The organism is [Phormidium] sp. LEGE 05292 (assembly GCF_015207735.1).
Classification (GTDB): Bacteria; Cyanobacteriota; Cyanobacteriia; order Cyanobacteriales; family Aerosakkonemataceae; genus Floridanema.
In genome coordinates this window covers 1-12,664 of record NZ_JADEWG010000168.1, presented here as the reverse complement: position 1 = coordinate 12,664, position 12,664 = coordinate 1, and the positions used below count along the sequence as shown (strand labels likewise).

At 38.1% G+C, this 12,664-nt stretch carries 10 protein-coding genes and 1 CRISPR repeat array; of the genes, 4 read left to right on the top strand and 6 right to left on the bottom strand.

All coding sequences use genetic code 11. The annotated features are described in order from the left end of the window. Nucleotides 1-363: 363 nt before the first annotated feature. Nucleotides 364-1,423: direct repeats of the CRISPR family, unit length 38 nt; unit sequence AATTGCAATTTCCCCATACTTGGGGACTGATTTGAAAT. 469 nt (nucleotides 1,424-1,892) lie between these two features. Next, entirely contained in the window at nucleotides 1,893-2,468 is a 576-nt protein-coding gene (locus IQ264_RS27855) for a TMEM175 family protein (protein ID WP_193985079.1), read from the bottom strand. A 100-nt stretch (nucleotides 2,469-2,568) separates the two neighbouring features. Continuing rightward, nucleotides 2,569-5,289, bottom strand: coding sequence for a zinc-dependent metalloprotease (locus tag IQ264_RS27850; RefSeq protein WP_193985076.1), 2,721 nt, complete (start codon nucleotides 5,287-5,289; stop codon nucleotides 2,569-2,571). A 204-nt stretch (nucleotides 5,290-5,493) separates the two neighbouring features. Between IQ264_RS27850 and IQ264_RS27845 the strand changes: the two genes are divergently transcribed. Further along, the gene (locus tag IQ264_RS27845) at nucleotides 5,494-5,985 is read left to right on the top strand and encodes a DinB family protein (RefSeq protein WP_193985074.1); all 492 of its coding nucleotides are present in this window, start codon (nucleotides 5,494-5,496) and stop codon (nucleotides 5,983-5,985) included. Between the two features lie 145 nt (nucleotides 5,986-6,130). On the opposite strand, the gene IQ264_RS27840 is transcribed toward IQ264_RS27845, so the two are convergent. From IQ264_RS27840 to IQ264_RS27830, 3 genes are all read right to left on the bottom strand, one after another. Further along, complete coding sequence (locus IQ264_RS27840; protein ID WP_193985072.1) at nucleotides 6,131-6,838, bottom strand: DUF2993 domain-containing protein; 708 nt, start codon at nucleotides 6,836-6,838, stop codon at nucleotides 6,131-6,133. An 8-nt stretch (nucleotides 6,839-6,846) separates the two neighbouring features. Then, on the bottom strand, nucleotides 6,847-7,365 hold the full coding sequence (locus IQ264_RS27835) for a DUF29 family protein (RefSeq protein WP_193985070.1): 519 nt from the start codon (nucleotides 7,363-7,365) through the stop codon (nucleotides 6,847-6,849). A gap of 93 nt (nucleotides 7,366-7,458) precedes the next feature. After that, on the bottom strand, nucleotides 7,459-9,432 hold the full coding sequence (locus tag IQ264_RS27830) for an ABC transporter ATP-binding protein/permease (RefSeq protein WP_193985067.1): 1,974 nt from the start codon (nucleotides 9,430-9,432) through the stop codon (nucleotides 7,459-7,461). A 52-nt stretch (nucleotides 9,433-9,484) separates the two neighbouring features. Between IQ264_RS27830 and IQ264_RS27825 the strand changes: the two genes are divergently transcribed. Next, nucleotides 9,485-9,865, top strand: coding sequence for a hypothetical protein (locus IQ264_RS27825; RefSeq protein WP_193985065.1), 381 nt, complete (start codon nucleotides 9,485-9,487; stop codon nucleotides 9,863-9,865). A gap of 5 nt (nucleotides 9,866-9,870) precedes the next feature. Beyond that, on the top strand, nucleotides 9,871-10,404 hold the full coding sequence (locus IQ264_RS27820) for an AAA family ATPase (protein ID WP_193985063.1): 534 nt from the start codon (nucleotides 9,871-9,873) through the stop codon (nucleotides 10,402-10,404). A gap of 120 nt (nucleotides 10,405-10,524) precedes the next feature. Here IQ264_RS27820 and IQ264_RS27815 read toward each other — a convergent pair whose 3' ends face one another. Next, complete coding sequence (locus tag IQ264_RS27815; RefSeq protein WP_193985061.1) at nucleotides 10,525-11,148, bottom strand: class I SAM-dependent methyltransferase; 624 nt, start codon at nucleotides 11,146-11,148, stop codon at nucleotides 10,525-10,527. A gap of 112 nt (nucleotides 11,149-11,260) precedes the next feature. On the opposite strand from IQ264_RS27815, the gene hemH reads away from it, so the two are divergent. Next, a complete protein-coding gene (gene hemH / locus IQ264_RS27810) occupies nucleotides 11,261-12,424 on the top strand; it encodes a ferrochelatase (RefSeq protein ID WP_193985059.1) in 1,164 nt (387 codons plus the stop codon). Nucleotides 12,425-12,664: the final 240 nt, after the last annotated feature.

The following is a 12,664-nucleotide window of genomic DNA, read 5'->3' as shown; positions in this document are numbered from 1 at the left end:
GGGGCAGAGGGGCAGAGGGGCAGGAACAGTTTTTGGTTCAGAGCTCAAAATTAAAACTCTCTTTCGTTTACTTTTTACCTTTTACCCTTTACTTTTGGTTATTTTGAAGATGTAGCGCGGATGGCTAGGTGTTTTTTTGGGAATGTGGTTTTTTTCGGCTGTGATTTTTATGGGGTAAGGGTTTGAGTCATTTGGTAGCGGTAAAGGGTTCCGCGCAATGTCGGAAATGCTTTCTGTGTCTGGGTTTACTTTTTTTGACATTTTTTCGGCTTGACAAGTCTTTGGCTAAAACGGTATTTTGATATTGGATTCGCGCAAGTGTACCTCGAAAATTAAATATCGTAAGGTTTCTGAGAGTTTGTCAATTGCAATTTCCCCATACTTGGGGACTGATTTGAAAAAATCGCCAAATTGACAGCAGTCAAAATTCCCTTAAAATTGCAATTTCCCCATACTTGGGGACTGATTTGAAAATAAGGAGAAAACACTAGCACATTCGACAATCGACAATTGCAATTTCCCCATACTTGGGGACTGATTTGAAAATGACTTAGACGAAGCAGGACTGCAAAGTGGTAAGAATTGCAATTTCCCCATACTTGGGGACTGATTTGAAAAGGATGTCTTGCCAGACTTTCTTAAATGGTTGATTAATTGCAATTTCCCCATACTTGGGGACTGATTTGAAATCTTCATGGTGGGTGATTTCCCACTGCCCCGCTCCAAATTGCAATTTCCCCATACTTGGGGACTGATTTGAAATAACAGTTGGACTCAGCGTTAGAAGAAGGAGTTATTATTGCAATTTCCCCATACTTGGGGACTGATTTGAAATGGGATTAAATTCAAATGCTTTTTTTGCCCAAATTAAAATTGCAATTTCCCCATACTTGGGGACTGATTTGAAATGAATCGATATCGTGTGTAGCGCCGTTCCGTTCCGCCCCAATTGCAATTTCCCCATACTTGGGGACTGATTTGAAATTCCAAAGATTATTACTTCATCTTTTCCACGCTACTAATTGCAATTTCCCCATACTTGGGGACTGATTTGAAATCGGTTATCAGGCGGATATCTTTGCAGATGGCATGAATTGCAATTTCCCCATACTTGGGGACTGATTTGAAACTTCCGGCTCGATCGATTGACGGTAGCGCTCCGGTCAAATTGCAATTTCCCCATACTTGGGGACTGATTTGAAACCTCTGTTGCCGGACATTGATTTGTCCGTTTCACAATTGCAATTTCCCCATAGTTGGGGACTGATTTGAAAATTGAATCCGCTGTTCGCAGCCTCATTCTCTCGCTAATTGCAATTTCCCCATAGTTGGGGGCTGATTTGAAAAGTTTGCTGACTACTGTCAGCGACATCGGATGACGATGAAATTGCAATTTCCCCATAGTTGGGGATTAATTGAAATTGCAATTTCAATTAATCCCTATCAGGGATTGAAACATAAGAATTGGCTGATTCGTACTAAAAATAATAGAATATTGCAATTTCAACTAATCCCTATCAGGGATTGAAACCGTTACAGCACGGGAGTAGATTTTGAGATGTCTGATTGCAATTTCAACTAATCCCTATCAGGGATTGAAACAAAATTCCATAAAAATCTACTTGTAGCCCAAAAAGTACATTGCAATTTCAACTAATCCCTATCAGGGATTGAAACTAGTTAAAGTGCTGACTAATCTGGTCATAGATTGTCGGTTAGATCCCCCCTAACCCCCCTTAAAAAGGGGGGAACCGGATTCAAAGTCCCCCTTTGTAAGGGGGATTTAGGGGGATCTAAAACGTCTGGGCTTATAACTAGCAACTTACGTTATGTAGCTTTAGGCTATTCTTAAGGAAGTGAGCAGGGGAAGCGTATTTTGGGAACCGCATTTTTCACGAAGTCAGGGTTTTTTCAATGCGGCGATCGGGAATCAGCCACATAATTGCAACTAAAACATATAATGTGAAAGCCAACCATGAATTAACAAAGGAAAGTGCAATTCCCAAGGCATAAATTACCACTGATATCTTGCCTTTAAAGTCTCGCCCAATTGCTATTGCTAAAGTAGAATCTTTGCCATGATGAGCAATTAGAGTCCGACTCAAAATGTAATAAGCGATCGCAGCACACAAAAGTACAATGCCATAAAAGGCAACTGGGAAAGCGGCAAAATTGTTCTCGCCAGTCCATGCAGTGACGAAGGGAACAAGTGACAACCAAAACAGTAGATGCAGATTAGCCCACAAAACATTACCATTAACTTGTCGAACTGCTTGTAACAAGTGATGGTGATTGTTCCAATAAATACCCAGATATATAAAACTAAGAACGTAGCTCAAAAATATGGGAATTAGCGGACGCAACGCTACTAAGTTAGCTTCATGAGGAACTTTCAATTCCAGCACCATAATGGTGATGAGAATGGCGATCACTCCATCGCTGAATGCTTCTAACCTTCCTTTACCCATTGTTGCTTACCTCAAAGTAAGTTGGTTACATTGTACTTTAGCGCGTTGAGTGCGATCGATGAATTATTTGTATCTGTCTGCTGCACGGAATTGTGAGGCGTTACCGAGATAACAAAGAAGCGTTTAAGGTTTTGGTAATGCGATCGCTAATTTCCTCCAAATGAGCAATTGTATAAATATCAAGCTGTTCCCCTGATTTTTTTAATTTCGCAGACAGGGCTTTTTGTAATTGTTTTAATTCATACCAAGCTAATGTTCTTCCATCTTCGGGAACATTTGTTTGTCTTAACACCATTCCCAGCAAAATATCTAAGTGTTCTCTTTGTAAAGAACGGCGAATACTAGAAATTGATTTTAGTTGTTCAATTCCTAAAATTTCTGTCCAAATACTATTTTGCAGTGTGTCAAACAGTTCGGGGATAGTCAATGCTTCCCCTGGTAAAGTTTTCAGTTCTATGTCTAATAAACGATGTAAACGATCGCCATCTAAGAGCGATCGCAAAATCGTACTTTGCAACCGTAAAATGCGATCGTGAATTGGATAATCAAGGCGGTTTATAGGTACATAGTTTCCCCAATGATTCCAGCGAGAAGGTGCTAACTGATTGAGTAACTGCGGCGAAAAATTAAACGCATCTTTAGCAAACACATACTCATTTAATCTAGCTAAAGCTTCACGTTGTTTTGCTAAATTTGTAGGTACAAACACCCAGTTATTTACATTTAAAGCATAGTTTCGTCTAAAAGTTTGCCCACCAATGTAATCTGCAATTAAATTAGCATTACGCAAATAGTAGATTAATATTTTATCAAAAACCGTTCTTAAATGACTTAAATTTTCTTCTTTTATAGAATCAGGTTTGTCAAGTTTCTCCCACATAAAACGAGCATTATCCATTTGCCATTGAGAATACAGCAACACATCATTACTCATATCCCAAACATTAGCATTAGGATTAATATCCCAGATATCCTCATCAGTAGCATAAGCTAATTCTGGTTGCTGTGAACTTCCAACTATTTGCTCTAAAAACTGTTTTTCAGCTTCAGGAATAATTGCCTCAATCGACTCAAAATTACTAGGTTTATAACCATACATAATTGCCCATTCATCATAAGGGCCAATTGTAGCAGGAAAATAATCACCTTGGGCTATTCCTTGCGGTGCTAAATTCACAGGTAAGTAATCCATTACTGAACTAACTAAACCTTTAGAATGAGTTATTTCGGTATTATTTAATTCGTGAGGTGATAACATGGTACTACCATGAAAGTTGTGCCGCAAACCTAAAGCGTGACCTACTTCGTGAGCAATTAAAGAACGCAAATATTGATGCACATATTGCTGCATTTTATCCTTATTTAACTCTGCATTTTGTAACATTGACAGTGCTGTTGCGCCAATAGATGCTTGTAATGAAGATTCGATCCCATAACAATTATCATCTGCTTTAACTTCGGTTTCATGATTGGTATTTTTACAAGAATTTTGATTATTTACGGAAAAGAATTGATTGATTTTATTTGAGCTTCCTTCTATTAGAGTGCGATATTCTGGTTGCAAAGAACGCACCATATTAGCATCTACAATAATATCCGCATCTAATATTTCTCCAGTTAAGGGGTTAACTCTTGTTGGTGCTTTAGCAAAAAAAGCATCGATCGAATTAAACCAACGAATCGTGTTGTAACGCACATCTGCGGGATGCCAATCGGCATCATCTGGCATTTGTCGCACTTGAATAGCATTGAGAAATCCTGCTTTTTCAAATGCTTTATTCCACATTAAAACACCTTCACGAATCGCTTCTCGATATTCCAAAGGTACAGCGTTTTCAATCCAAAATACGATCGGCTTTTTCGGCGGAGACAAAGCTGCATCAGTCACGGATGGTTCTAAATGCCAACGGTTAATATAACGTACAAAAGATTCGGAGCTATTATAATTTGATAAATCTTGATATGCAGTGATAAAATATCCTACTCTCTCGTCAGCAATTCGGGGAATATAACCATTATTTTCTGGTAATTGGGATAAGCTATAATGCACTTTGAGAGTCAGTGCTCTGCTATCAGGTAAAGTAATTAAATTTGCTCCCTGATGAGCCGAAAAGTTGTAAATTGAATTTATTTCTAAGTTTTCAAAAAAGTTGTTAATTGTGCCAAAATATGAAGTATTTTCTGATAACTGATAATCAGTCAATAAAGAATTTTTTAATAGGGGAGTTAGTCCGGCAAAATCTTGCATTAACAAGTCAGCCAAATTAATTAAAATGCTTTTTCTATGATGAGAAATGCTAACTATGGGAACTGCATAAAGCACTGAGTCGCTAAATGAACGAGTTAATGCTTTTTGTTCTGGTTCGCCGGAATTGGCGCGAAAATTGACGTTACGAATTACAAAATGGATGCGGTTATTGACGCGACGAAAGTAGAAAATAAAGTCTTGCAAAGCAAGTCCGCTATAAATACCACTTTCGCCAATTCCTGATTCTAATGTTACTGTACCTAAATAGTTTTTATTTAACTGTTCTGACTGAATTTCTAAGTAAATTTGATCCTCTTCTAAACTGCGATAAATGGTGAATAAACCTTCTAATTTATTTGTGTCTCTGACTACTTCCGAAAATCGCTGAAATTTTTCTAATTTACTATCTTTAAATAAAATATCTGCGCTACTGATGTTTTCGATCGCTGGTAGCGCATTAAGTTGCTGCAAGTAATAATTTATGCCTTGACTTGATTCCAAGTAAATATTTCCTAGTAAAAAATTATACAAGAAAACAGTGTGGATAGATAATGTTGTCAACCAATGTATCATTGTCAAACGTCCTTTTTAGGCGATTGATATGTTTACCAACCGCTTCGCTAATCACAGTTTAAACTTTTCAGTAGCCTAGATTACACAGTATTTTTACGTATAATACAAGGAAAGTATTTTGACAGTCAATGGCTATTTATTAAATTATGGAATTTTAATAAACTTTTTCAATAAATCCTGTGTATTTTTTTACTAAATAACAATATGTTACAAAAACACTTCCAAATGCTGGCGCGTTACAATACTCTGGCAAATCGCCGCATCTACGACGCTTGTGCGTTGCTTTCTGATGCTGAACGTAAGCGAGCCAGACCTGCATTTTTCAAAAGCATTCATGGTACGCTGAATCATATTATGGTGGGCGATCGCATTTGGTTAACGCGCTTTGCAGGTGAAAAAATCCCCTCGACTGGACTGGATGCGATTTTATATGAAGATTTTGCGGAACTAAGTGCAGTCAGAAGATTAGAAGATCGGCGGATTGAAAATTTTGCTGCTGGTTTAACAGAGGAGTTTATCAAAGGTACGATTAAATATGTCAATAATCAAGGAAAGTTGTATGAAGATCCGGTTGAGTTGTTAATTACTCACTTTTTTAATCATCAAACTCATCATCGCGGACAAATTCACGATATGCTAACTCAAACAGAAATTGCACCACCAGTTTTGGATATGCACAGAATTATTAACCCATGAAAGATCGATCGCATTTCCTAGTTTTCTCGTTCCCAGGTTGAACCTGGGAACGAGATTTGGGAGGTTCTACCTCCCCTGCTGTAAGACCTGAGTATATGTTTCTAAAAAAGAAAGTAGAGAGGTTTCATGAAACGTCTTTACTTAATTATCCTGATGGAAATTGTTCAATATTGGCATCAGCTTCTACTGTAACTTTACCTGCTGCAATCTGAATTTGTTGGATATTAAAAGTTGTGCCACGATGACCAAGATCGTTGAGGCTCAAAATATCGGTTACTTTTGCGATCGCATAATCCACCAAATCCGTTGGTGGTTCTTGACCTACAACATTTTGTTTAATCAGAACAATTTCATTACTATTTGATTCTATTTTGGGACTCGTAATACAAGTTCCAGATTTAATTTTTCCTGCCAAAAGCCAGTTAAAATGAAATGCGATCGCGCCTTCTGTTCTTAAATCACAACTAACCTGTTGAAATTGAATTTCATCTTGTTTATCGCTGAATGAATTTGTTAATTCGCTATTAAGTACCGCAGCTAATTGTTCTTCTGATATTATAATTTTGAGTTTACCTTCTGAAGGATGTAATAACTCTATTTTGCGGTGAATTACCCTTTGCATATTAACAGCGGAAGCACCAATATCTAACTGAAATTCTGCAATTCTTAAGTTAGGTTGCATCAGAAAATTAGACATTTGAATAGTCAGTGCATCCAGTTCCCCACGTTTTAATTGTTTGAGATTAGATTTTATCCTAACTTGCAGACGTTCTGCATCTATAAATCGGGACAAAACAAACTCAATAAACTTGTTTACTGCCTGTTCTGTGAAATTGGTTTTTTCTTGGTTCACACTCTTAATTACCTCCTTCCTGCTTTCCAATCTTCACCACCTGGAAGTTGAATTAAATTATCTGCCACTATTGCAGGTAATTCTTTAATTGAATAAGTATATGTCAAAGTTAGTAATCTTTCCGCTAATTGGATTACTTGTACTTTGTCCACCATTTCAGTAAATTCAAATTCATTGTAGATACCGTTAAAAGCTTCCAAGCTAGCCTCGCGAATAGCTTCTTCAAATTCTTCTTCTAGCGTCGATTCCCACTCATCTATTTTGATATAATAAGATGTTTTATTATCTTGCAAATTTAGTTTTTTAATTTCTCTAATTGAGTTACGAATTGAATTAGCCCAGGAATTAGTTAATCTTTGTTCGACTTGATTTTTAATCAAATGAATCAACAGAATTTTTAAATATGATTGAATATTTCGCAGAATTGCTTGCTTGCTCATTCCCTCTAATTCATCAACAATTGCCAAAGCATCTATGTAACGTCCCTCAAGTATGCTTTTTCTTAAATCTATTAGTTCTTGAGTCATGGGATTTTAAATTGACACTACAGACGAGTCTGGAAAGAGCGATCGCAATTTTTCTGCAAAATGCGATCGCTCCTATTTTAACATCAAATCAAATTAACTTTCTTGAGTAGCATACTCTTCTGCTGATAGAATTCGCCAACCTTCCGCGCCATCAAGTTCTAAAACTTTTTGGTGAAAAGCTAACAAGCTGGCGCGATGTCCTACGCTTACAAACGTTGTTTTACCAGTGCGTATTTGTTTGTAAAGTTCAGCCTCGTTTTTCAAATCTAAAGCACTAGTAGCTTCATCTAAAATTGCGTAACGAGGTGCAGTTAATAACAACCTAGCGAAAGCTAAACGCTGTTGTTCTCCTAATGAAAGAACTGTTGACCAATCTAATTCAGCATCAAACCCGCCAACTCTTTCTGGTAAGTCAGCTAAATTAACTTTAATTAACACTTCCCGCAGTTTATTTTCGCTAATTTCTCGACTAGTGAAAGGATACAACAATTGATCGCGCAAAGTACCAAGAATCATGTAAGGACGTTGCGGTAAAAATAGCATTTCTTCCAGTTGAGGACGCACTAATTTTCCTGTACCAGAGTTCCACAAACCAGCAATTGCTCTTAGTAAAGAACTTTTCCCCGCACCACTGCGTCCCATAATTAATAAACCTTCCCCAGGTTCAACATCTAACGACAAATCTTTTACCAATATTTTCTGATAGTTCGGAGTTTCCAAAGTAACGTGCTCTAAAGCTAAATGAGAATTAACTGTCATGTCAATTGTAGTTGCGCCTTCGGGACGTTCTTTTGTATGTGTAATCATTGCTTCTTCAAATTCGCTTAAACGATTCACACCAGCAGCAAAAGCACTCAATGATTCAAACTGAGTAACGATTACAGATAAAGCAGATAAAACCTGACCAAAAGCCATACTTGCTTGAGTAATTGCACCGAAATCTATTTCTCCAGCGAAGTATCTGGGAGCAACTACTAAAGCAGGTACAATAACCACAAAATAGTTGTAACTTGTAGTAAAGAAACCCAAATTTCTTTGCCAGCCAATCAAAATATTAAAATTACGCAACACCTCAACAAATCTCTGTTTTATAGCAGAAGATTCTTGAGCTTCTCCTCGATAAAATGCGATCGATTCTGCGTTATCACGGACATGAACTAAACCATAACGGAAATCTGCTTCTCGTCGCAGTTGATTGAAGTTAATTCCTATCAACCGCTTCCCAATTAAAATTGTACCAATTGTCCCAAATGCAGCGTACAAAATTAACACGAAAACCAAAGGTACAGAGATTGTCCAAAGTACACCTGTAAAAGCAATTAAATCGATAATTGAACTGAGAATAATTAGTAAGAAAGAAAGGGAAGTCCGAGTAAAAGAGCGAATGTCTTCAGTGATTCTTTGGTCAGGGTTATCAATTTTGCTGTTATTGTTGATGTCATAATAAGCGTGATCGGAAAAGTAATCATCTAAAAAGCGATTTGTGAGCCAATCTCGCCAATTTACGCCTAGTTTTTCTTGTACATAAGAATAGTAAACTACAATCGGTGTACCTACTACAAAAACACTGGCATAAACAAACAAAAATCGCCAATAAGTTGCTTGGTCTTTTTGTGCTAAAGCAGTTTGGAAAAATCTTGCCACATAGCTAATAATTACATTTAAACCACTGACGGAAAAGGCAAGTAAGAGCAGTACTGATAACAGAGCCCAAGGTCGCCAACGGGGTATTAAATTCCGTCGATAGATGAAGAAAACAATACTTGGTGCTACTAATGCAGCAACAATAACGAGAATTGCTGGAGAATCGATCAGCTTAGTAATGTTTTGGGCTAAACCGGGAGCAATGCTATTAAAAAATTTGGGAAAGATATACTGACTACCTAAGCTAACAGCGGCTACTGCGACGAACAAAACTGCTGTGAGAAATACTAACAAAAGTGCTAGGAGAATCAAAAAAGTTCCGCTAATTCTACCAGAAGTAGGATACCAGTAAGGCTGTGCGATCGCGATAAATCGATTCCATAGCTGACGGTCAAAACGATTGAGTTGATCGGATCTAGTCATGTGGATTTCTTAGAATAGATAAAGGGTGTTTTGATTTTTAGGAGCAAATAAAATGATAAACAAATTTCGCCTACTTTGCTTAATCCTGGTCTTAGTATTGATAATTATACCTGTTCAGGTCAAAGCTCAAGTATCATCAGGTCTAGAATCTCGTCTTTCTAGATTAGAAGCCGAAAACTTTCAAGTGCGATCGCAAATTAGCCGTCTAGAATCACAATTAAATCAATTCCAGGGTAGAACTTCATCCAGACCTAATTTAAGCGCCCCTGTTCGTTCCCCTACTTCCCAAACAGTCCCCTATCGGGGTAGCACATCTACTTTATCATCAGATCCAATGTTTCAAAGATTAGCTACTCTAGTAATCGAATTAAAGGAACGAATCCAAGCATTAGAAGCAAAAATCGCTCCTTCTAGAGGTCAAAGAAAACCGTAAAAACTATGTATCCTCAGCGCATTTCTGTAATTGGTACAAGTGGAACTGGTAAAACTACTTTAGCCAAAAAAATTGCCCAACGCCTTGCAATTCCTCATATTGAATTAGATGCACTTCACTGGGAACCGAATTGGGTGGAAGCGCCCGATTGTATTTTTCAAGAACGGGTATTAAAAGCTATTTCTAGCGATCGCTGGGTAGTTGATGGTAATTATAGCCAAATACGCAATATTATTTGGGTAAAGGCTGATACTATTGTTTGGCTAAATTACTCTTTGTCAGTAATTTTGACGCGATTATTGTGGCGGACATTTGAACGTAGTTTAACACAAAAAGAACTTTGGAGTGGCAACCGCGAAACCTTACAAAAAGCTTTTTTGAGTCGAGATTCTATTTTATTATGGGCGCTTCAGACATATAGCAGAAGACGAAAAGAATATCCGATTTTATTTGCTCAACCGGAATATTCGCATTTGGAAGTTGTGGAATTGCGATCGCCAAAAGCTGCTAATGATTGGTTAGGGAATTTGTATGGGTAGAAAGTCGTTTTATTCCTTCTAATTCATCTACTATTGCCAAAGCATCGGTGTAACGTCCTTCCACAATGCCATTTCTTAAAATCAATTAACTCTTGAGTCATATTTAACCCTTACCTTTATTCATTTCTTAACTTGAATTACCTGTAAACTTCCCCCTGCATACAAAAGTTGCTGCAACTCCTGAAAATCAAAAGAACGCAACAACCCAAGCAAATCAGTATTAATTAATTCCCAAGCAGTTTCCGTTTCAAACAACCACATAAATATAGATATCCCAGGCCAAAATAGTGGATTTGTAGGAGCATGAAAGTCTACCAAAGTAAAAATTCCCCCTGGTTTTAACACTCGATAAACTTGTTGAAAAATTTGTCTTAATTGTTGGGGTTTCATTTCGTGCATTGCCACACTCGTATGCACCAAATCAAAACTATTATCGGCAAAAGGCATATCTTCAGCAAAAGCTTCCACATATTCAGCTTCCGGGACATTATTTTTGGCACGTTGTAAAGACAAAGGAGAAGCGTCCAACGCTATCACATTTTGGGAATATTGCACCAAAACCTGAGTAGCTTGACCGCTACCACAACAAAGATCTAAAATTTTTGTCTGTGAGTTAATACTTAGACCTTGTAAAGCTAATTGACGAAATTGCCCTTCTCCACCCACACTTAAAGCTGCGATTCGAGAAACAGCATCGTAAAGCCATTGATACTGGTAACTCCAGCTGCGTAAAATAGTTGCCAAAATCCTTTCTCCTGCTAAATTGTGTATTTATTGTTGCTAACTGAAACAATTAAAGCGATATATTGTTAAAATCGGTAACAAATATGAAAACATTAGAAAACTTGTAATCGTTATGGGGCGTACTGGGGTATTACTACTTAATTTAGGTGGGCCAGAGCAAATTGATGATGTCCGACCTTTTCTTTTTAACCTGTTCTCTGACCCGGAAATTATTCGCTTGCCTTTTCCCTGGTTGCAAAAACCTCTGGCATGGCTAATTTCTACTTTACGCTCCAAAAGATCACAAGAAAACTACCTGGCGATCGGTGGAGGTTCTCCTTTACGTCAAGTTACGGAAGCTCAAGCAGTAGCGTTAGAAGAACAGTTAAAGGAAAAAGGAGATCCTGTAGGTATTTATATCGGGATGCGTTATTGGCATCCCTTTACTGAGGAAGCAATTGCTAAAATTAAGCGCGATCGCATCGACAACTTAGTAATCCTACCGCTTTATCCCCAATTTTCCATCAGCACCAGCGGCTCTAGCTTCCGTCTTTTAGAAAAACTTTGGCAAGAAGACCCTTCATTAAACCGAATTAATTACACTGTAGTTCGTTCCTGGTATGAGCAACCTGGTTATTTACAAGCAATGGCGCAGTTAATAGCTCAGGAACTTGACCAATTTTCCCACCCTGACGAAGTTACCATTTTCTTTAGTGCTCACGGTGTCCCCGTTAGCTATGTGGAAGAAGCAGGCGATCCCTATCAGAAAGAAATTGAGGAATGCACAGATTTAATCATGCAAACCTTAAATCGCCCAAATCCCCACGTTTTAGCATATCAAAGTCGGGTTGGCCCTGTGGAATGGCTCAAACCTTACACAGAAGATGCCATTCAAAAACTAGCTAACGAAGGCGTACAAAATTTATTAGTAGTACCCATTAGCTTTGTTTCTGAACACATAGAAACCCTGCAAGAAATAGACATCGAATATCGAGAAATAGCTGAAGAAGCAGGAATTCATAATTTCCGTCGAGTTCCAGCTTTGAATACTCACCCAGTATTTATTAAAGCTTTAGCAGATTTGGTAGTTAATGCTCTCAACTCTCCCAACGTGCAGCTTTCCGAAGTCACTCAAATGAAGAAGCAAGTGAAGATGTACCCCCAAGAACGTTGGGAATGGGGTCTGACTCCTTCGGCAGAAGTTTGGAATGGACGGTTAGCAATGCTTGGTTTGATTGCTTTATTAATTGAGTTAATCAGCGGTCATGGGCCATTGCATTTAGTAGGATTGTTGTAGGGATTGGGGACTGGAGACTAGGGACTGAGAAAGTCTGACCAAGATGAACAGATTTAACGCAAGTGACTAGTTATTAATTCTTTTGGAGTTCCCCCCTTGAGTAAGGGGGGTTAGGGCGGATCTAAGACTGTGATTACTAGGTTTTGATCCCCCCAACCCCCGTGATGTTAATAGCGAAGCTTCCGCTGGTTCCCCCCTTATTAAGGGGGGCGGAGGGGGGATCTTTTAGGGGGGCTAAGA

Bases quoted from the DNA above. Each gene is read 5' to 3' on its own strand.
- IQ264_RS27855 (WP_193985079.1), bottom strand. From the start codon at position 2,468: ATGGGTAAAGGAAGGTTAGAAGCATTCAGCGATGGAGTGATCGCCATT.
- IQ264_RS27850 (WP_193985076.1), bottom strand. From the start codon at position 5,289: ATGATACATTGGTTGACAACATTATCTATCCACACTGTTTTCTTGTAT.
- IQ264_RS27845 (WP_193985074.1), top strand. From the start codon at position 5,494: ATGTTACAAAAACACTTCCAAATGCTGGCGCGTTACAATACTCTGGCA.
- IQ264_RS27835 (WP_193985070.1), bottom strand. From the start codon at position 7,365: ATGACTCAAGAACTAATAGATTTAAGAAAAAGCATACTTGAGGGACGT.
- IQ264_RS27830 (WP_193985067.1), bottom strand. From the start codon at position 9,432: ATGACTAGATCCGATCAACTCAATCGTTTTGACCGTCAGCTATGGAAT.
- IQ264_RS27825 (WP_193985065.1), top strand. From the start codon at position 9,485: ATGATAAACAAATTTCGCCTACTTTGCTTAATCCTGGTCTTAGTATTG.
- IQ264_RS27820 (WP_193985063.1), top strand. From the start codon at position 9,871: ATGTATCCTCAGCGCATTTCTGTAATTGGTACAAGTGGAACTGGTAAA.
- hemH (WP_193985059.1), top strand. From the start codon at position 11,261: ATGGGGCGTACTGGGGTATTACTACTTAATTTAGGTGGGCCAGAGCAA.